The organism is Variovorax durovernensis (assembly GCF_977011995.1).
In genome coordinates this window covers 811,721-832,745 of record NZ_CDRNCW010000001.1, presented here as the reverse complement: position 1 = coordinate 832,745, position 21,025 = coordinate 811,721, and the positions used below count along the sequence as shown (strand labels likewise).

13 protein-coding genes and 1 tRNA gene are annotated in these 21,025 nt (G+C 63.6%); 3 read left to right on the top strand and 11 right to left on the bottom strand.

What is annotated here, in order from left to right; translation table 11 throughout:
- Positions 1-139 precede the first annotated feature (139 nt).
- Complete coding sequence (locus ACWV14_RS03785; protein WP_454902656.1) at positions 140-949, top strand: ImmA/IrrE family metallo-endopeptidase; 810 nt, start codon at positions 140-142, stop codon at positions 947-949.
- Between the two features lie 97 nt (positions 950-1,046).
- Here ACWV14_RS03785 and ACWV14_RS03780 read toward each other — a convergent pair whose 3' ends face one another.
- From ACWV14_RS03780 to istA, 3 genes are all read right to left on the bottom strand, one after another.
- Positions 1,047-1,670, bottom strand: a complete 624-nt coding sequence (locus tag ACWV14_RS03780) for a helix-turn-helix domain-containing protein (protein WP_454902655.1) — start codon at positions 1,668-1,670, stop codon at positions 1,047-1,049.
- A gap of 570 nt (positions 1,671-2,240) precedes the next feature.
- Positions 2,241-3,044, bottom strand: a complete 804-nt coding sequence (gene istB, locus ACWV14_RS03775) for an IS21-like element helper ATPase IstB (RefSeq protein WP_454901618.1) — start codon at positions 3,042-3,044, stop codon at positions 2,241-2,243.
- Positions 3,034-4,623: an IS21 family transposase gene (istA, locus tag ACWV14_RS03770; protein ID WP_454901620.1), complete on the bottom strand. Its 1,590-nt coding sequence runs from the start codon at positions 4,621-4,623 to the stop codon at positions 3,034-3,036. Before istA ends, istB begins: the two co-directional genes overlap by 11 nt.
- Before the next feature lie 92 nt (positions 4,624-4,715).
- On the opposite strand from istA, the gene ACWV14_RS03765 reads away from it, so the two are divergent.
- Together ACWV14_RS03765 and ACWV14_RS03760 are read left to right on the top strand one after the other, a co-directional pair.
- On the top strand, positions 4,716-5,009 hold the full coding sequence (locus tag ACWV14_RS03765) for a hypothetical protein (RefSeq protein ID WP_454902654.1): 294 nt from the start codon (positions 4,716-4,718) through the stop codon (positions 5,007-5,009).
- A gap of 89 nt (positions 5,010-5,098) precedes the next feature.
- The gene (locus ACWV14_RS03760; RefSeq protein WP_454902653.1) at positions 5,099-6,349 is read left to right on the top strand and encodes a TniQ family protein; all 1,251 of its coding nucleotides are present in this window, start codon (positions 5,099-5,101) and stop codon (positions 6,347-6,349) included.
- Between the two features lie 170 nt (positions 6,350-6,519).
- Here ACWV14_RS03760 and ACWV14_RS03755 read toward each other — a convergent pair.
- The 8 genes from ACWV14_RS03755 to rpoB form a co-directional block, all read right to left on the bottom strand.
- Positions 6,520-6,595: transfer RNA gene (locus tag ACWV14_RS03755), tRNA-Phe, on the bottom strand.
- Positions 6,596-6,620: 25 nt separating this feature from the next.
- Positions 6,621-7,322 (bottom strand): response regulator, encoded by a 702-nt coding sequence (locus tag ACWV14_RS03750; protein ID WP_237678458.1) that lies wholly within the window; start codon positions 7,320-7,322, stop codon positions 6,621-6,623.
- Positions 7,323-7,410: 88 nt separating this feature from the next.
- A complete protein-coding gene (locus ACWV14_RS03745) occupies positions 7,411-9,741 on the bottom strand; it encodes an ATP-binding protein (protein ID WP_454902652.1) in 2,331 nt (776 codons plus the stop codon).
- Positions 9,738-10,376, bottom strand: a complete 639-nt coding sequence (locus tag ACWV14_RS03740; protein WP_454902651.1) for a DUF4390 domain-containing protein — start codon at positions 10,374-10,376, stop codon at positions 9,738-9,740. Before ACWV14_RS03740 ends, ACWV14_RS03745 begins: the two co-directional genes overlap by 4 nt.
- Complete coding sequence (gene rsmB / locus ACWV14_RS03735; RefSeq protein WP_422089087.1) at positions 10,357-11,688, bottom strand: 16S rRNA (cytosine(967)-C(5))-methyltransferase RsmB; 1,332 nt, start codon at positions 11,686-11,688, stop codon at positions 10,357-10,359. The genes ACWV14_RS03740 and rsmB overlap by 20 nt, the downstream gene beginning before the upstream one ends.
- Before the next feature lie 116 nt (positions 11,689-11,804).
- Positions 11,805-12,395 carry a LemA family protein gene (locus ACWV14_RS03730; RefSeq protein WP_422088470.1) on the bottom strand — a complete coding sequence of 197 codons (591 nt, stop codon included), beginning with the start codon at positions 12,393-12,395 and terminating at the stop codon, positions 11,805-11,807.
- Between the two features lie 101 nt (positions 12,396-12,496).
- The gene (gene rpoC / locus ACWV14_RS03725; RefSeq protein WP_422088471.1) at positions 12,497-16,732 is read right to left on the bottom strand and encodes a DNA-directed RNA polymerase subunit beta'; all 4,236 of its coding nucleotides are present in this window, start codon (positions 16,730-16,732) and stop codon (positions 12,497-12,499) included.
- 21 nt (positions 16,733-16,753) lie between these two features.
- The gene (rpoB, locus tag ACWV14_RS03720) at positions 16,754-20,878 is read right to left on the bottom strand and encodes a DNA-directed RNA polymerase subunit beta (RefSeq protein WP_081269560.1); all 4,125 of its coding nucleotides are present in this window, start codon (positions 20,876-20,878) and stop codon (positions 16,754-16,756) included.
- Positions 20,879-21,025: the final 147 nt, after the last annotated feature.

Sequence of the window (21,025 nt, the reverse complement as noted above, 5' to 3'; positions counted from 1 at the left end):
TTTTCGCGACTACAACAAGCTGGATGCCTCCGCCAAGAAGCAATTGCATCAGATCCTAGAGACATTCAAGAAAAAGTAGGCCGGCGCGATGCACGCTTTTCCTGGCACACCCCCGGCCGCTGCACATCTGCTGACGCACATGCTGGACGCGCTGGCGGCTTCGGGACAGACCTCCCGATTCCCGGTGGATGTAGCCGACATTGCGCTGCGGGTGTCCGCGCAGTTCGGCTGGAAAGATCCCATTGTTGGCGTGAAGGCGGCACCCATCATGAGCTTTGAAGGCGGGCTTTTCACTGTCGACGGTGGCTGGGTGCTGCTCTACAACGACCAGATCCAGTCAGAGGGCCGGATCAGGTTCACGCAAGCCCATGAGCTTGGTCATTACCTGCTCCACCGGACGCTGAGAAATAGCTTCTCGTGCACCGACAAGGACATGGTGGAGTGGGGCCCGGGTGGTAAGCAGCTGGAGCAGGAAGCCGACGAATTCGCCTCAACGCTCTTGATGCCGATCAATCATTTTCGAGCGCTGGTCAACGATTCGAAGATCGACTTTGAAATGCTCGGGAAGTGCGCCGATCTGTTCGGTGTGTCGCTGACGGCGGCCGCGCTTCGTTGGGTGTCATTTACCAATGAAAGTGCCGTGCTGGTCTTGTCTCGAGACGGGTACATCGACTGGAGTGTCTCGTCCGACAAAGCGCGCAAGAACGGGGCATTCTTTCGAACTCGAGGCAACGTGATCGAGCTGCCTGCTGGGTCGCTGGCCGCTGATTCCACGACCGCATCCAACAAACACGGCTTGCCGGTCGGCACATCGGTGTGGTTCGAACATGCCGATGGCCGAGCCGTGCTCAGAGAGATGAAGATCGGTTGCGACAACTACGGCTACAGCCTGTCGCTGCTGCACCTCTCGTCGGGCGACAAGGTGTGGCCGGCGTGGGAGACACGCTAGCCGGCCGTTCGAAAGCGAATCGAAGACCTGCGTTCGAAGGGCTGAAAGCAGCCTGACCGCCAACGCAACACCGGCCCTCACACAGGCATCTTCCGTATCAGCTGACTGTTTTCTCCATCACTGAGGCGCTTTCGGTCGTTGGCATCGGCGGTGTCGTCAAGGCGCTCAGGCCAATAGACGACTGCATCCGGAAATGGGTGGCCGCAGCAGAGACGAGTTGACGCCGTCTTCGCTGAGTATCTGCCCCTGTGAGATGTCCGTTGTAGAGGGCGGCGGTCAGCCCCAGGTCGCGGTGTTCGAGTTGCAACAATTCGATAAAGGCGGCAAATCTTGGCTCCTGAGCGATTTGCTCGAATCGACCGTCACCCATGACCTGCAGGATCTCGGCAGCCAAGGTGTCGCGCTCGATGATCGCTGAACGGGCGGTCGCCACGACCACCCAAATGGCGTGCAACAGATCGGCTCGGTTTCCTTCGTCGAAGAACATGGCGCCGATGCCGCTGATCAACCAATCCACCGAGACGTTGAGTTCGCGGTGCACACCCATGAAAAAGTCCGCGCCGGGTCGCTTGACGCCTCGGGCAATCTCGCTGACATACCCGGGACTGAGTCCGAGCCGGCGCGCCAGCTCGCCTTGATTCATGTCCATCTCGGCAAGCAAGATGCGCACGCGGCGAGCCATCTCCACACCCGCACTTTCTTCTGGCGCTGAAGGAGCCATAGGTTTACACTGCTGCAAAGTACTCAGGGGCGAACAATTTTCGCCAATGCGAAACTTCCATCGATTTGCTCCGTAACAGGCTACTAGCGCGAACTAATCTTTCATGCGAGGAGGTTAACCCGTCGCTGCGCTTTTGTGAACGTTGATATTGCCAAACCTCACTCGGGCACGCGCGCCCCTGTTCATCTCGTCGATCGGCAGATCCTTTTCGCCAAAGAAAACGGCCCGGGGCGGGCACCCCGGGCCGTGTCAGTGGATACCTGCGCTTAGTACGAGTTCAGTATCTGCCCCGCGTTCCCATGCGTCAAGCCGGGCCGCAATGGGGAAGTGCTGCTCCGTCGTTCTGGGCAGCGCCACTTCGAAATAGCTTCGAGCACAGCCCGGCTCACTTCGAACCGTGGGGTCCTGCCATGCGACGTCGTTCTTTTCCTCGCCTGCTACGCAAGGGCGTCCGAGCCGCCCGGAGAGGCCCTAGCGCAGGAAGACGGAGACTGCACTGTTGAGTTCCATGGAATCCTGACCCGCGATTTCCATCGAATATTGACCCACCCTCTTTGCGAGCCAGCCGGCTCACGGTGTGGATAAGTTCTTGGCTTTCTCCTTTTTAGGTTGGACTGCTTGAACGGGTTGAGCCGAGCTGTGCTTGAAGCGGAAGCTGTCGTTTCCGGTCTCCAGAATATGGCAGTGATGCGTGAGCCGGTCCAGCAACGCCGTCGTCATCTTCGCGTCGCCGAAGACGCTGGCCCACTCGCTGAAGCTCAAGTTGGTTGTGATCACCACGCTCGTGCGTTCGTAGAGTTTGGACAGCAGATGGAACAACAGCGCGCCACCTGATGCGCTGAACGGCAGGTAGCCCAGTTCATCGAGCACCACCATGTCCGCGTACATCAGTCGGTGCGCGATGTGGCCGGGATTGCCACTGGCCTTCTCTTGCTCGAGTGCGTTGACCAGTTCTACCGTCGAGAAGAAGCGCACCCGGCGGTGTTGGTGCTCGATGGCCTGCACGCCCAGCGCCGTGGCGATGTGGGTCTTGCCGGTGCCCGGACCGCCCACGAGCACCACGTTCTGCGCATCGTCCATGAACTCGCATCGGTGTAGCTGACGCACCAGCGCCTCGTTGACCTCGCTGTTGGCGAAGTCGAAGCCAGCGAGATCGCGATAGGCTGGGAAGCGAGCGAGCTTCAACTGGTAGGCCACCGAGCGTACCTCCCGCTCGGCTGTCTCTGCCTTTAGCAACTGCGAGAGCATCGGTTGGGCCGCCTCGAAGGCCGGCGATCCCTGCTCGGCCAGCTCCGCGACGGCCTGGGCCATGCCGTGCATCTTGAGTTCGCGCAGCATGATCACGATGGCGCCGCTGGCAGGGTCATGTCGCATGGCGCACCTCCTGGCTACTCGACTTGGAGTTCAGCGGCCCGCGCAGGCCGCCAGCAGCGCTGGCACGCCCCCGGAGCGTGTCGTAGCGCAGCACATCGGCCTTCGGCTCGTTCATCAGGCGCAGTGCCTGCGGTGCCGTGACAGGCGCCGGCGCAATGGGCTTGGCATCGAGCAGTCGGTGCAGCACATTCAGCACATGAGTCTTGCTGGCCACGCCGGCTTCCAGCGCCAGTTCGACCGCGGTCAGCACTGCCTGCTCGTCGTGGTGCAGCACCAGCGCCAGGATCTCCACCATCTCGCGGTCTCCGCCTGGCTGCTTCAGCAGCGCGGCCTGCAGCCGCCGGAAGCCCTGCGGCAGCTCGCTGAAGGGCGCTCCGTTCCTGAGCGCTCCTGGCTTGCGTTGCAGCACTGCCAGGTAGTGCCTCCAGTCGTAGACGGTCTGACCTGCGGTGTCGTGGCGACGGTCAATGATGCGCGTGTGCTCGCACACGATCTGGCCCTCGGCCGCCACGACGAGGCGTTCGGCGTACACGCGCAGGCTCACTGGCCGGTTCGCGTAGGAGGCCGGAACGCTGTAACGGTTGCGCTCGAAGTGCACCAGGCAGGTGGGCGAGACGCGCTTGGTGTGTTCCACGAAACCATCGAAGGGTCTGGGGATCTGCAACAGTAGTGGCCGTTCCTGCGCCCAGACATCGGCTACGGTCCCTGGCAGCTTGCCGTGGACGATCTCGCCCCACAGCGCCTTGCAGCGGTCCTCCAGCCAGTCGTTGAGCAGCGCCAGCGTGGCGAACGCCGGCACAGGTTGCCACAACCGGTGGCGCGCATCACGCACGTTCTTCTCGACCTGGCCCTTCTCCCAGCCCGAGGCCGGGTTGCAGAACTCGGCCTCGAACAGGTAGTGACTGACCATGGCGCTGAAGCGCGCGTTGATGTCGCGCTCCTTGCCGCGGCGTACCTTGTCCACGGCGGTCTTCATGTTGTCGTAGATGCCGCGCCGAGGCACGCCCCCGAGTACCTCGAAGGCCCGGTTGTGCGCATCGAACAGCATCTCGTGGGTCTGCAACAGGTAGGCGCGCACGATGAACGCACGGCTGTGGCTGAGCTTGAAGTGCGCCACCTGCAGCTTGGTGCGTTCACCAGCGATGACGGCCCAGTCCTCGCTCCAGTCGAACTGGAATGCCTCGCCGGGACCGAAGGCCAGAGGCACGAAGGTGCCGCGCCCGGTCGTCTGCTGGACCTCGTGGAGATGCGCATGCCACGCTCGTGCAAAGGCCGCCACGCGGTTGTAGGAGCCCTGGTAGCCCAGCGCCACCAGATCGGCGTGCATCTGCTTGAGCGTGCGCCGCTGCTTGCGTGACTTAGACGCCTCGCTCTTGAGCCAGCCGCCGAGCTTCTCGGCGAACGCGTCGAGCTTGCTCGGGCTGATGCGCTTCGCGTAGCTGGGCGCCGCCTCGCCCTCGCGAAGGTACTTGCGGATGGTGTTGCGAGACAAGCCCGTGCGCCGGGCTATCTCTCGGATGGACAGTTGCTCTCGCAGTGCCCAACGCCTGATGACACTCAGTGTCGCCACGTCAATCACTCCTGTGCTCCTGCTGCTAAAAGCAGCAGGTTAGGGTTATCACGTGGGTCAGATTTAGATGGAAATCACCGGGCCAAGTGGGTCACTTCTGGATGGAAATCAACAACGAGCAATTCGACCGGGCACTTACCACCGCGCTTGATCGAGGTTTGGACTATTTGACTTGGAACGACATGGTTCGAGCGCGATTGCACACGTCGCAACTCGAAGGCATCCTGAATGATACGATTCAATTCATGAGAGTAATGAAAGAACTGGACGAAAGCCTCAAGGAAAAACGCAAGATATTTTTTGCCAGTGGAGCTGAAGCGGAAAAACCGGTTGCGCCCGCAGTCGTACATAAGCCATTTCAAGCTGCACTTCGTCGCGAGACAGTCGGTCCATGACCATCGCTAGGATTTATCCAACGGACTCAACCCTCCGGCGGTTCACGGGCCACGAACCCAGGAGGAGCGATGAGGCTGGCATCGAGTCCTTGACGAGCTTACTGTGTCGGCTTGCACTCGAACACTGTTGTGCACCCCATCAACTGTATGGCGCGCTTGCAGGAGAGAACTGGGACAAGGAGAAAGCAACCCTCACTAAGATTCGAAGCGCGGAATCTCAATTAATCAATAGTCTCGGACATACTGCAACAAAAGCATCGGAAGCTTTGAGAAAAGAATCAGATATCTCAAACCCCGCAGAGATGACTTTTCTATTTCTATCTAATCTTTGCGACAAGAAAGCCAAACATTTTTTGCATAAAATTCGGCACTGGTGTCCGCAATGCTATTTGGACGCGCGACTCACCAAGATCCCCGCCTGGGATCCGCTTTATTGGGGCCCCTCCACAACGACGGTATGCCTCATACATGAAACCATTCTTCAAAAGACCTGCCCAACATGCACTAAAGTCCAAAGGCATTTACCCAAGTTTCCGTTTCTAGACTTCTGCGAATACTGCGGCGCCGATCTTGCGTTTAAGGGCGAGTTGTCATGTGAGCCGCAGCATTTGGATGAGAGAAGGTGGTTTGCTCGTGCTGCACTCGAACTGATTAAAAGCCAAGACGGAACTTCTCTGAGCCGAGAAAATTTTTCTTCGAACCTTAAAAATGCGATAACCACGCACAGCGCAGGGAAAACTAGTCAATTCGCAAAGATGACCGGCATCAATCTGTGCAGCCTTCGAAATTGGCAACACGCCGCCTCAGCTCCAACTTGGTCAAATTTTATGGATGTCTCTTACCGTTTGAATGTGCCGCCTGCGCAAATTGCCGATCAGGGTGCTGTATTTTTCGATCCGACAAAATTCAACTGCAATCCCTCTCTTTCACTAGACAAGCAACACAATCACCTTCCCAAGAAAAAACTCGAGGAAGCAAGGATTGCTTTTACCCAGCTACTGAACTCTCCCATCGACGTCTGGACGTTCCGGCGCGACACTATATTCGGTATTCTTAAGCGGTTTGACATCTGTTATCAGACCTTCCAGCGAAACTTCAGTGACCTTTTTGAAGAGTTCTCAAAAAAACGGAAAGAAGCTGACGAGTGCCGGAAGGGATTGACGAGGGCTGACCGCGTCAAGCGTGTTCGCATCGCGCGGAGCGCGCTTGCAGATAGAAACTTGACACCTTCAGTTCGAAACCTAAAGAAGTCGGGGATGGTCAAAGTTTCAGACGTTGTTCCACCAACGCGCGCAAAGCGGGAAGCTCCGGGGAGCGAGCAGTCGGGCGTGGGAAGCTAGACGCGCTCAGACCCATGCAGATGGGCACTGAGGGAATGAAAAACCCCTGACTCGAACGATGCGGCGGGATTAACCCATAAGATGACATGATCATCCTATAACCCATAAGGTGTCACTAGATGACATCTTATGGGGTCGCCGGCACCTGGGGAGGAGCAAGGGCTTTGAATTGGTGGCCTGGGGCGGAATCGAACCACCGACACGCGGATTTTCAATCCGCTGCTCTACCAACTGAGCTACCGGGCCATCTGCATTTGTGTGCAGCCTTAAATTATACAGCGCTTCTGCGCCCTCTCGACAGATCCACACCAAGTTGTTTGAGTTTTCTGTAGAGATGGGTGCGCTCGAGGCCGGTTTTCTCGGCCACGCGGGTCATCGATCCGTTCTCCATCGCGAGGTGGAACTCGAAATAGGCCTTCTCGAAGCCGTCGCGCGCATCGCGCAGCGGGCGGTCGAGGTCGAAGCTCTGGGTCGACTGGGGGCCGATGTCGGCCACGGGCACGGAAGCGAGCGACGCCATCAGCAGGCTGTCGCCGGTGGTGGTGATGGCCGTGGCTTGCGCCACGCCCGCGGGCGCGGGGACCACGCCGGCTGCGGCGCGGCGTGCGCTTTCGCGTGCCAGCCCCTGCTCGACGGCCTTGAGCAGCTTCTGCAGCGTGATGGGCTTTTCGAGGAAGGCGAAGGCACCGATGCGCGTGGCGTCTACCGCCGTGTCGATGGTGGCGTGCCCGCTCATCATGATCACGGGCATGCTCAGCAGGCCTGCGGTGGACCACTCCTTGAGCAGCGTGACGCCGTCGGTGTCGGGCATCCAGATGTCGAGCAGGACGAGGTCCGGCCGAGCGCGCTGGCGGGCCGCGCGGGCTTCGGCGGCGTTTTCCGCGAGCTCCACGTTGTGGCCTTCGTCATTGAGAATTTCGAAGAGCAGGTCCCGGATGCCCAGCTCGTCATCGACCACGAGAATGTTTGCCATGAGTGCTGCTTGTTGTGTGCGCTGGTATCTGCAATGGTGTGTAAGGTCCGCCGGTCCGGCCATCGCCTGGGCGACGAATCGTAAGCGCTCAGGCGGCGGAAGATTTCGAATCTTCGGTGTGAGCGACCGCTGCCCGCGGCTCGCTTGCCAGCGCGAATGATAGCGAGACTTGTGCCCCTGCTACAGCCCCGTCGACAACGCGGTTGGAAAGCTCGATGCGCGCACCGTGCTCATCCGCGATCTTCTTCACGACAGCCAGGCCCAAACCGGTACCTTTTGTTTTCGTCGTGACATAGGGCTCGAAGGCCCGCTTGAGAATGTTCTCGGCAAAGCCGGGGCCGCTGTCTTGCACGGTAAGCCGCACGCGCTGCCCCGAGTCGCCGAGGCGCGTGCGGATGACGACCTCGCCCCGCCTGCCAGTGCCGCTGGCCGCGGCCTCGGCGGCGTCCTGCGCGTTTTGCAACAGGTTGTGAATCACCTGCCGGATCTGCTGCGCGTCGCCGCGGATCGGCGGGCAGCGTTCGTCGAGCTCGGAGCGCAGCACGATGGGCAGGCTCTCGGCGTTGTAGAGCTGGAGCACGTCGGCCAGCAGCGCGTTGAGGTCGACCGGCTTGAGGTCGGCCGCGGGCAGCCGCGCGTAGTCGCGGAATTCATTGACCAGCCGCTTCATCGCATCGACCTGGTCGACGATGGTCTTCACCGACTTCACGAGCACGGCCTGCTCGGGCGGCTGCACCTTGCCCGACAGCTTCATCTCGAGCCGCTCGGCGGACAGCTGGATCGGGGTCAGCGGGTTCTTGATCTCGTGCGCGAGGCGGCGCGCCACCTCGCCCCAGGCCTGCGCACGCTGGGCCGAGACGATCTCCGAGATGTCGTCGAACACCAGCAGCCGCGCCGCGCCCGGCAGCTCGGCACCGCGGGCGACGATGTTGATGGCGCCGTCCTGCTGCGGCATGTCGTGCCCCGAGGCATGCAGCTCGAAGGCGTGCTGCCAGTGGTCGAGGCCGTGCTGCATGCGCTCGACCAGGAAATCGTCGAACTGCTGCTGCACCTTGGCGCCGAACTCGGCGAGGCCGGGCACGTCGACCAGCGGCTGCCCCTCGTAGGCCGCGAGCGGCGCACGCAGCACGCGGGTGGCGCCGGGGTTGGTCGACAGCACGATGCCCTTGGCGTCGAGCACGATCACGCCCGAGGTGAGGTTGTCCAGGATGGTCTGCAGGTTGGCACGGGCGGCGTCGAGCTGGCCCATGGTCTTCTCGACCGCGCCGCGCGCATCGGCCAGTTGCTGTGTCATGACGGCGAACGAGCGCGTGAGGCCGCCCAGCTCGTCCTTGCCCTGCAGCACGGCCGTGGGCCGCAGGTCGCCGGCGGCCACCTGGCGCACGCCGTCGGCCAGCACCAGCAGCGGGCGCGCGAGCTGGTTGCCGAACAGCACGGCCAGCAGCACCGCGCCGAACACCGCGAGGAACAGGCTCAGCGTGAGCGTGCCGATGTACATGCGGCGCAAGCCTTCGCGCGCGAGCGCCCGCTCCTGGTATTCGCGGTTGGCCTCCTGCACCGCCAGCGCATTGGCCACCACGGCGGGCGGCAACGGACGCGTGACCTGCAGATAGCGCGGCGCGGTGTCGAAGTCGAAACCGGGGCGCTGCACCATGGCGAGCGCACGCACGCTCGCGACCGGCGGCGTGGCGCCGGGCATGGCGGTTTCGTCCAGGCCTTCGATGTGCGCGACCGCGCGTTCGGGGCGCACCTGGCGGAACTGCTGCGCGGTCGGACGCTCGGGGTTGAGCTGGAAACGCGACGAGCCGGCGCTGGCCACCAGCTGGCCCGAACCGGTCCAGAGAATCACGTCGGTCGCCTCGAGCTGGTCGCGGATGCGTTCGAGGACCAGGCCAGCGCTGGCGTCGGGCACCTGCGCGAGTTGCCCGCTGGCACTGCGCGCCTTCGCGGCGAGGTCGTCGGACAGCGAGTCGAGCGTGGCACGGCCGAGGTTCAGGCCGGCATCGAGCGCCCCTTCGACCTTGACGTCGAACCAGCTTTCGATCGAACGCGCGACGAACTGGTAAGACACCACATACACGAGCGCCCCGGGCACCACACCCACCAGCGCGAAGATGGCCGCCAGCTTGATGAGCAGCCGGCTGCCGAACTTGCCCTGCCGCAGCCGCCGCAGCAGCCGGAACGCGACCCAGCCGATCACCAGCACCAGCAGCACCGCCACCACGACGTTGATGCCGAACAGGCGCACGTAATAGCGCTCGTACAGCGCGCGGTTGTTGGTGGCCTGCGCGAGCAGGAACATCAGCACCAGGCCGATGGCCGTGACCAGCGCGGCTCCCACGCCGATGGCCCAGCGCATCGCACGCGCGCGGCTCGCGGCGGGCGTGGCCGCTGCGCCGCTGCGCGGGGAGGTGCTCACTTCTGCTTCTCCACCGCGAGCCGCGCGGTGCGCTCGACGGCAATGTTCCAGTCGGCCTGACCGACCACGCCGATCTGGAACGGGCGCGGCAGCTGCGAGGTGTCGAGGCGGAAGCGGAACGTCACCTGGTGCAGTGGGTCGTCGCCGATCTCGGCCGCGTCGCCCAGCCGCAGCCGCCCGACGCGCTTGATGGCGTCGAGCGCGTCGCTCAAAGTGTCGAAGTTCTGGTTCAGCGAAATGCCGAGGCCGGCGGCGCCGGTGATCGGCACCGGCGACACGTTGAGCCGCCAGCGCCGCGTGAGCGGCTGGTAGGCCAGCCGCATGTGGCGCTGCACCTGCGCGACCTTGCGGTCGGTCCAGTACCAGCGCTCCTGGAAAAGCTCGGCTTCGGCCACGAAATAGATGGCGATGCCCTTGTCGAGCACCTCCTCGACCAGCGAGGGCAGCTCGAACTGCACGGCCGCACTCAAATAGACGCTGTCATCGGCCTGTTCCAGCCGCATCTGGCTGATGGACGTGCTGGGCCGCCCCTGGGCGGCCGCCGGTGCCGGCAGCCATGCCATCCACATCGCCCACGCCCACAGCAGCACGGCCAGCAGGAGCGGCCCGCGCCGCTCAGTGCGGGCGCTTTTCAAGCAGGGCGTAGAAGAATCCGTCGTGGTCACCAGAGGGATTGTCCGGGACGCCACGGGCATTCGACCCGCTTTGGGGCAGCAAATGGCCGGGCGATGGCAGCAATCGTGCGTCGGTGTTGTGTACAAGAAACGCATCAATTTGTTGCGAACCCTCTTCCCGGAAGACGGAACAGGTGCAGTAAAGAAGCCGCCCGCCGGGGCGCACGAGCGGCCAGAGCGCAGCCAGCAGCGCGGCCTGCTGGGCGGCGAGCTGGGCGGTGTCGCTCTCGCGGCGCAGCCAGCGGACGTCGGGGTGGCGGCGCACGATGCCCGATGCGGTGCATGGCGCGTCGAGCAGGATCGCGTCGAACGGCGTGCGGTCCCACCAGTCGGCGGGGCGCGCGGCATCGGCCACCAGCACGCGGGCCTTCAGGCCGATGCGCGACAGGGTCTCGTCGATGCGGCGGCTGCGCACGGCGTCGACTTCGAGCGCGGTCACGTCGATGGCGTCCGGGCCGGCCAGCTCGAGCAGGTGCGCGGTCTTGCCGCCGGGCGCGGCGCAGGCGTCGAGCACGCGCAGCGGCGCGCCGCCGGGAGTGGCAGTCAGCAGGCCTTCCAGCAGCAGGGGCGCGGCCATCTGCGCGGCAGCATCCTGCACCGAACAGGCGCCTTCGGCGAAGCCGGGCAGTTGCTGCACCGGCCGGGCACGCGCCAATTGAAGGCCGCTGGGGCCCACGCGGGTGGCGGAAAGGCCGGCGGCCTCGAGTTCAACCAGATAGGAAGCAGCCGTCGATTTGCGGGCGTTCACCCGCAGCGTCATCGGCGCCTGCGCGTTGTCGGCGGCGAGCACGCGCTGCCACTCGCGGGGATGGTCGCGCTTGAGACGTTCGATCCACCAGCGTGGATGGTTCCATTGCGCGACCGGCTCGGAGTCGGTCACGGCCACGAGTTCGTCGCGCTCGCGCAGAAAACGCCGCAGGCAGGCATTGATGAAGCTGGCCTGCGCCCGCGTGGCGGGATTGCGCTTGGCGGCCTCGACGGCCTGGTCGACCAGCGTGAACGGCTCGTAGGGTGCGCGCTCGCTGTCCCACGCCAGCGCCAGCGCGGTGCACAGCAAGGCGTCGGGCAGCGGCGGCGGCGTGCGCTTGGCCAGGTGGCGGCGCAGCGCCTCGGCGCGGCCGAGCCAGCGCAGCACCTGGAAGCCGAGCGCCTGCACGCCGGGCCGCAGCGCGGGCTCGACGGCCTCGAAGGCGACGGAGCCCGAGGTGCCGGCGCGAATCGACGCCAGTGCCACTGCGGTCAATTGCAGTTGGCGCCAGAGCGGCGGTTGCAGCGACTGCGGGGTGCCGCTGCTGGGGAGATCGGAAGGTAGTTCAGCCAAGTTGGGGGCGATGGTAACGGGCGGGCGAAAAGCCGGACGCCGTGCAATGGAAAGAAAAAATGACCGCGTCAGAGCAACGGCGCGGCCGGACGCAGACGCACGGCCCATGCCACCAGCACTGCCGGAAACTGCGAAATCGCGGCGTTGTAGTGCTTCACTGCAAGATTGAACTGGTTGCGCGCGATCTCCGCCGCCGCCGAAGGCTCGGGCCAGGCGATGGGCTCGGGTGCCCCCTGAAGAGGCGGTTGCTGCGGCGGCCGCGCGAGCGTGCCGTCGGCCTCGAACATCGTCACCGCATCCGGATGCTGGCGCTGCCACGCGCCGATCCACACCTGCAGCGCCGTCGCCAGCGCGGCCATGCCGCCTGCATCGAGCGGCCGCAGCCGGGTCGCGCCCAGCAGGATGCCCAGTTGCGTGGTCGATGCCTGCAGCGGCGCGATCGACGACAGCAGTTCGTTCGCCGGCGCCTCCGCCGGTGGCGCGGCGGTGATGCTGGCCTGCACGAAATCGAGCTGCTTGCGCAACGCCGCATCGAGCGTGCCGTAGCTCTGCAGCACTGCGGCGCGCAGGCGCACCAGCCGGTTGTAGGCGCCGACAAACCAGAACAGCAGCACCGCGATCACGATCCAGCTGGCCAGCGATTCAGGCAACAGACTCATCGGCGACAAAACCTCATCATCCAGGGCACAAAGAAAAACGCCCCCCAACCGGGGAGGTCGGGGGGCGTGGGGTACCGGTCATGGCCGGTGATGCTAACCAGTTATTCGGTCGCGGCGCCTTCGCTGGCGTCGACCGTGGTGGTCGCTGCATCGCTGTCGCCGGAGCCGGCCAGCTCGGCCGCTTCCGATTCGGCGATGGCGCGGCGCTCGGCCTCGTCCATGGCGTCCTTGACCTTGCGTGCCTGGTGGTACGCCATGCCGGTGCCCGCGGGAATCAGGCGGCCGACGATGACGTTTTCCTTCAGGCCGCGCAGCTCGTCGCGCTTGCCCATGATCGCGGCTTCGGTCAGCACGCGCGTCGTTTCCTGGAACGAAGCGGCGGAGATGAACGAGTCGGTCGACAGCGACGCCTTCGTGATACCCAGCAGCAGGTTGGTGAACGTCGCGGGGATCTTGCCTTCGGCGCGCAGGGCGTCGTTGGTGTTGAGCATTTCGCTGCGTTCGACCTGTTCGCCGGAGATGTAGCCGGTCTCGCCGATGTTGTCGACCACGACGCGGCGCAGCATCTGGCGAACGATCACCTCGATGTGCTTGTCGTTGATCTTCACACCCTGCAGGCGGTACACGTCCTGCACTTCGTCCACGATGTAGCGCGCCAGTTCTTCCGAACCCAGCAGGCGCAGGATGTCCTGCGGGTCCGCCGGGCCGTCGACCACGGATTCGCCCTTGTTCACCACCTGGCCTTCGTGCACCAGGATGTTCTTTTCCTTCGGCACGAGGTCTTCCCAGACCGTGCCTTCCGGATCGGTGATCTGCAGGCGGATCTTGCCCTTGGTCTCCTTGCCGAACGACACAGTACCGGTCATTTCGGCCAGCATGCCCTTGTCCTTCGGCGAACGAGCTTCGAACAGCTCGGCAACGCGCGGCAGACCGCCGGTAATGTCGCGGGTCTTCTGGCCTTCGACCGGAATACGCGCCAGCACTTCGCCGGGACCCACGTCCTGGCCGTCACGCACCTGCACCAGCGCGCCGATCGGGAAGCCGATCGTCACCGAGTGGTCGGTGCCCGGGATCTTCACTTCGGCGCCGGAGGCGTCGATGAGCTTCACCTGCGGGCGCACGACCTTGGCAGCGCCGCGGCGCTTCGGGTCGATGACCACCAGGGTCGACAGACCGGTCACTTCGTCCACCTGCTTCGCAACCGTGAGGCCTTCCTCGACGTTCTCGAACTGCGTCTTGCCGGCGAACTCGGTGATGATCGGGCGCGTCAGCGGATCCCAGTTGGCAAGCACGTGGCCGGCCTTGATCTGCTGGTCTGCCTTGACCGTCAGCGTGGCGCCGTACGGCACCTTGTGACGCTCGCGCTCGCGGCCGTGCTCGTCATGAATGACGATCTCGCCCGAACGCGAAATCACGACCAGCTCGCCCTTGCTGTTGGTCACGTAGCGCATCGTGGCGTTGAAGCCGATCGAGCCGTTCGACTTGGCTTCCACGCTCGAAGCGATGGCAGCGCGCGAAGCGGCACCACCGATGTGGAAGGTACGCATCGTCAGCTGCGTGCCGGGTTCACCGATGGACTGCGCGGCGATCACACCGACGGCTTCGCCGATGTTGATCAGGCCGCCGCGGCCCAGGTCGCGGCCGTAGCAGGTCGCGCAGATGCCGAAGCGGGTTTCGCAGGTCAGCGCGGTGCGGACCTTGACTTCGTCGACGCCCTGGGCTTCCAGTGCTTCGATGTTGTCTTCGTCGAACATCTCGCCGGCCTTCAGCAGAACCGAGCGGTTTTCCGGGTGCAGCACGTCGTCCGCAGCCGAGCGGCCGAGGATACGGTCGCGCAGCGACTCGATGACTTCACCGCCTTCGACGATGGCGCGCATCAGGTAGCCGCCGTGCGTGCCGCAGTCCTGCTCGGTCACGACCAGGTCTTGCGTCACGTCGACCAGACGACGGGTCAGGTAACCCGAGTTCGCCGTCTTCAGCGCCGTGTCGGCCAGACCCTTACGGGCACCGTGGGTGGAGATGAAGTACTCCAGCACGTTCAGGCCTTCGCGGAAGTTCGCGGTAATGGGCGTCTCGATGATCGAGCCGTCCGGCTTGGCCATCAGGCCCCGCATACCGGCCACCTGGCGAATCTGGGCCGCGGAACCGCGGGCGCCCGAGTCGGCCATCATGTAGATCGAGTTGAAGGACTCCTGCTCGACTTCCTTGCCATGGCGGTCGATGACCTTCTGCTTCGACAGCTTGGCCATCATGACCTTCGACACTTCATCGCCGGCCTTGCCCCAGATGTCCACCACCTTGTTGTAGCGTTCGCCGGAGGTCACGAGACCGGAGACGTACTGCTGCTCGATCTCCTTCACTTCCTTGGCGGAGCGCTCGATGATGCCGTGCTTCTCGGCAGGCACCAGCATGTCGTCGATGGCGATCGAGATACCGGCCTTGGTCGCGAGGCGGAAGCCGTTCTGCAGCAGCTTGTCGGCGAACACCACGGTCTCTTTCAGGCCGCACTTGCGGAACGAGACGTTGATGAGCTTGGAGATTTCCTTCTTCTTCAGCGCCTTGTTGATGTTCGAGAACGGCAGGCCCTTCGGCAGGATCTCGGACAGCAGGGCACGGCCCACGGTGGTGTCCACGAGCGAGGTCGACGGCGTGAATTCGCCGGTTTCCTTGTTCTTGGTGTACTCCGTGATGCGCACTGCCACCTTGGCGGTGAGTTCGACTTCGTTGGCGTCGAGCGCGCGCTGCACTTCGCCGATGTCGGAGAAGATCAGGCCCTCGCCCTTGCCGTTGATGCGGTCGCGGGTCGTGTAGTACAGACCCAGCACCACGTCCTGCGAAGGAACGATCGACGGTTCGCCCGAAGCCGGGAACAGCACGTTGTTGGAGGCCAGCATCAGCGTGCGGGCTTCCATCTGCGCTTCCACCGACAGCGGCACGTGGACGGCCATCTGGTCGCCGTCGAAGTCGGCGTTGAATGCCGCGCAGACGAGCGGGTGCAGCTGGATGGCCTTGCCTTCGATCAGGATCGGCTCGAAGGCCTGGATGCCCAGTCGGTGCAGCGTCGGAGCGCGGTTCAGCATGACCGGGTGCTCCTTGATGACCTCTTCCAGGATGTCCCAGACCACCGGCGTGCCCGATTCGACTTCCTTCTTGGCAGCCTTGATCGTGGTCGCGATGCCCATGGCTTCGAGGCGCGAGAAGATGAAAGGCTTGAACAGCTCAAGCGCCATCAGCTTCGGCAGGCCGCACTGGTGCAGCTTGAGCGTCGGGCCCACCACGATGACCGAACGGCCCGAGTAGTCGACGCGCTTGCCCAGCAGATTCTGGCGGAAGCGGCCGCTCTTGCCCTTGATCATGTCGGCCAGCGACTTCAGCGCGCGCTTGTTGGCGCCCGTCATGGCCTTGCCACGGCGGCCGTTGTCCAGCAGCGAGTCGACAGCCTCTTGCAGCATCCGCTTTTCGTTGCGCGCGATGATTTCCGGAGCCTTCAGCTCCAGCAGGCGGCGCAGGCGCGAATTGCGGTTGATGACGCGGCGGTACAGGTCGTTCAGGTCGGAGGTCGCGAAGCGGCCGCCGTCCAGCGGCACCAGCGGACGCAGGTCCGGCGGCAGCACGGGCAGCACGTCGAGCACCATCCACTCGGGCTTGATACCCGACTTGCGGAAGGCTTCCAGCACCTTCAGGCGCTTGGAGTTCTTCTTGACCTTGACTTCGGAACCGGTCAGGTCGCCGCGCAGGCGTTCGATCTCGCTGTCGAGTTCGATGCCTTCGAGCAGGTCCTTGATGCCTTCGGCGCCCATCTTGGCGATGAATTCGTCGCCGTATTCCTTGCGCTTCGCGTCATAGTCGTCCTCGGACATGATGCCGAACTTCTTCAGCGGGGTCATGCCGGGGTCGGTGATCACGTAGGCTTCGAAGTACAGCACGCGTTCGATGTCGCGCAGCGTCATGTCGAGCACGAGGCCCAGGCGCGACGGCAGCGACTTCAGGAACCAGATGTGGGCGCAGGGCGCGGCCAGGTCGATGTGACCCATGCGCTCGCGACGCACCTTGGTCTGCGTGACTTCAACGCCGCACTTCTCGCAGATCACGCCGCGGTGCTTCAGGCGCTTGTACTTGCCGCACAGGCACTCGTAGTCCTTGATGGGGCCGAAGATCTTGGCGCAGAAGAGACCGTCGCGCTCGGGCTTGAACGTGCGGTAGTTGATCGTCTCTGGCTTCTTCACCTCGCCGAAAGACCACGAACGGATCTTCTCGGGCGAAGCCATGCCGATCTTGATGGCATCGAAATGCTCATCGGGCGTGAATTGCTTGAACAGGTCGAGTAGCGATTTCATAAGACTCTTTCCCTTTTCAAATTAAGAACGCTCGAGCTCGATGTCGAGGCCCAGCGAACGAATTTCCTTGACCAGCACGTTGAACGATTCCGGCATGCCGGCTTCGATCGAGTGCTCGCCCTTGACGATGCTTTCGTACACCTTGGTACGGCCTTGCACGTCGTCGGACTTCACGGTCAGCATTTCCTGCAGGACGTAGGCGGCGCCGTAAGCTTCCAGCGCCCACACTTCCATTTCCCCGAAACGCTGGCCGCCGAACTGCGCCTTGCCGCCCAGCGGTTGCTGCGTGACGAGCGAGTACGGGCCGGTGGAGCGGGCGTGCATCTTGTCGTCGACCAAGTGGTGCAGCTTCAGGAAGTGCATGTAGCCGACGGTGACGGGACGCTCGAACTGGTCGCCGGTGCGGCCGTCGAACAGGTAGGCCTGCGTACGCGTTTCGGTCAGGCCCTTGAGCTTGGCGATGTCGTCCGGGTAGGCGAGCTTCAGCATGCCGCGGATTTCTTCTTCCGAGGCGCCGTCGAACACCGGCGTCGCGAACGTAGCGCCGCTTTGCAGGTTGGCGGCCATCGCGAGCAGTTCGGTGTCGCTCAGCTGGCTGAGGTCTTCCGGACGGCCCGAGCCGTTGTACAGCTGCTCCATGAACTTGCGCAGCTCGGCCACCTTGGCCTCCTGCTGCAGCAGGTCACCGATGCGCTGGCCCACGCCCTTGCCGGCCCAGCCCAGATGCACTTCGAGCACCTGGCCCACGTTCATCCGCGAAGGCACGCCCAGCGGGTTCAGGCAGATGTCGCACGGCGTGCCGTCGGCCATGTGGGGCATGTCTTCGACCGGAACGATCTTCGACACCACACCCTTGTTGCCATGGCGGCCGGCCATCTTGTCGCCGGGTTGCAGGCGGCGCTTGACGGCCAGGTAGACCTTGACCATCTTGAGCACGCCCGCGGGCAGCTCGTCGCCCTGCGTGAGCTTCTTGCGCTTTTCTTCGAACGCGAGGTCGAAGCTGTGGCGCGTCTGCTCCAGCGAGTTCTTGATCGACTCGAGCTGCGTCGCCACTTCGTCTTCCGCCGGGCGGATGTCGAACCAGTGGAACTTCTCGACCGACGACAGGTAGGCCTTGTCGAGCTTGGTGCCCTTGGCCAGCTTGTTCGGACCGCCGTTGGCAACCTTGCCGGTCAGCAGCTTCTCGATACGGTCGAACGCGTCGGCTTCGACGATGCGAAGCTGGTCGTTCAGGTCGAGGCGGAAGCGCTTGAGCTCGTCGTCGATGATCTGCTGGGCGCGCTTGTCGCGCGTGATGCCTTCGCGGGTGAACACCTGCACGTCGATCACGGTGCCTTGCGAGCCCTGATCCACACGCAGCGAGGTGTCCTTCACGTCGGAAGCCTTCTCGCCGAAGATGGCGCGAAGCAGCTTCTCTTCAGGCGTCAGCGTGGTCTCGCCCTTCGGCGTGACCTTGCCCACCAGCGTGTCGCCCGGCTGCACTTCGGCGCCGACATAGATGATGCCGGATTCGTCGAGGCGGTTGAGCTGCTGCTCGGCCAGGTTCGGGATGTCGCGCGTGATTTCTTCGGCACCGAGCTTGGTGTCGCGAGCCATCACCACCAGTTCCTCGATGTGGATCGAGGTGTAGCGGTCTTCAGCGACGACGCGTTCCGAGATCAGGATCGAGTCTTCGAAGTTGTAGCCGTTCCAGGGCATGAACGCGATCAGCATGTTCTGGCCGAGGGCCAGTTCGCCGAGGTCGGTCGATGCACCGTCGGCCACCACGTCGCCCTTGGCGATCTTGTCGCCGCGCTTGACGATGGGGCGCTGGTGGATGTTGGTGTTCTGGTTCGAACGCTGATACTTGATCAGGTTGTAGATGTCCACACCGACTTCACCGGCAGCCGCTTCGGCGTCGTTCACGCGCACCACGACACGGGTCGCATCGACGTAGTCGACGATACCGCCACGGGTGGCCGTGACCACGGTGCCCGAGTCGACCGCGGAGACGCGTTCGATACCGGTACCGACCATCGGCTTTTCGGGGCGCAGCACAGGCACGGCCTGACGCTGCATGTTGGCGCCCATCAACGCGCGGTTCGCGTCGTCGTGCTCCAGGAACGGCACGAGCGAGGCAGCCACCGACACGATCTGCGCGGGCGACACGTCCATGTACTGGATGCGTTCGGCACCGACCAGGATCGATTCGCCGGCTTCACGCGCGGAGACCAGGTCGCCGGTCAGCACGCCGTCCTTGTCCAGGGCCGCGTTGGCCTGGGCGATGACGTACTTGCCTTCCTCGATGGCCGACAGGTAGTCGATCTCGTTGGTGACCTTGCTGTCGACCACGCGACGGTACGGCGTCTCGATGAAGCCGTATTCGTTCAGGCGGGCGTACAGGGCCAGCGAGTTGATCAGGCCGATGTTCGGGCCTTCAGGCGTTTCGATCGGGCACACGCGGCCGTAATGGGTCACGTGCACGTCGCGCACTTCGAAGCCTGCACGTTCGCGCGTCAGACCACCCGGGCCAAGGGCCGACACGCGGCGCTTGTGGGTGATTTCGGACAGCGGGTTCGTCTGGTCCATGAACTGCGACAGCTGCGACGCACCGAAGAACTCCTTCAGCGCGGCCGAGATCGGCTTGCTGTTGATCAGGTCGTGCGGCATCAGCGGCTCTTGTTCCGCTTGACCCAGACGTTCCTTCACGGCCTTCTCGATACGTGCCAGGCCGGTACGGTACTGGTTTTCGGCCAGTTCGCCGACGCAACGCACGCGACGGTTGCCCAGGTGGTCGATGTCGTCGACTTCGCCGTTGCCGTTGCGCAGGTCGACGAGGATCTTGACCACGGCCAGGATGTCTTCGTTGGTCAGCACCATCGGGCCGGTCGATTCGTCGCGGCCGACCTTGGCGTTGAACTTCATGCGGCCGACGCGCGACAGGTCGTACGTGTCCGGGTTGTAGAACAGGCGCTGGAACAGCGCTTGCACGGCGTCTTCCGTCGGCGGCTCGCCGGGGCGCATCATGCGGTAGATGGCCACGCGCGCTGCGAACTCGTCGACGGTTTCGTCGATGCGCAGCGTTTGCGAGATGTACGCGCCCTGGTCCAGTTCGTTCGTGTAGATGACCTGCACGTCCTGCACGCCGGCCGTGCGCAGCTTCTTCAGCAGCGCTTCGGTCAGCTCGTCGTTGGCCTTGGCCAGGATTTCACCGGAGTCGGCATCGACGATGTTGCGGGCGATCACGCGGCCGATCAGGAAGTCTTCCGGCACGCTGATGTGCGTGGTGCCGCCCTGCTCGAGCTCGCGCGTGTGGCGCGCGGTGACGCGCTTGTCCTTGGCGACCACGACCTTGCCCGACTTGTCGGTGATGTCGAAGCGCGCGACTTCGCCGCGCAGGCGCTCGGAGACGAACTCCATCTGCGCGCCGCTGTCCATCAGGCGGAAGTTGTCGTTCACGAAGAAGTTCGCGAGGATCGATTCAGGATTCAGGCCGATGGCCTTCAGCAGGATCGTGACCGGCATCTTGCGGCGACGGTCCACGCGGAAGTACAGCATGTCCTTCGGGTCGAATTCAAAGTCGAGCCACGAACCGCGGTAGGGAATCACGCGGGCCGAGAACAGCAGCTTGCCCGAGCTGTGCGTCTTGCCCTTGTCGTGTTCGAAGAACACGCCCGGCGAACGGTGCAGCTGCGAAACGATCACGCGTTCCGTGCCGTTGATGATGAACGAACCCTTGTCCGTCATGAGCGGCACTTCGCCCATGTAGACCTCTTGTTCCTTCACTTCCTTGACCACCTTCGATTGCGAAGTCGACGACTCGCGGTCATAGATGATGAGCTGGACCTTGGCGCGCACGGCCGAGGCGAAGGTCAGACCACGGGTCTGGCATTCGCGCACGTCGAAAGCGGGTTTCGCGAGGTTGTACTCGAGGAACTTCATCTCGACAAAACCGTTGTGCGAGACGATCGGGAAGGCGGCGTCGAACGCGGCCTGCAGGCCTTCGACGGTACGTTGTTTCGGGGGAATGCCGGCTTGCAGGAACGCGGTGTACGCGTCTTTCTGCATCTGCAGCAGGTAGGGGATTTCTACGACGCTGTCGCGATTGCCGAAACTTTTTCGGATGCGCTTGCGTTCGGTGTAACTGTACGCGGACGATTGGGCCATGAGAGCTCCGGAGCTTGAGATCTTCAGCGACTTGTCAGCAGTGCCGAGGCACCACTGCTTGGCGGCTGGCCACTACCAGCCGTTGGCGGACAGCGATGCGTTGCACATCGCCCGAACCAAGGGGTCTTCTGCAGTCGGGGTCAGAAG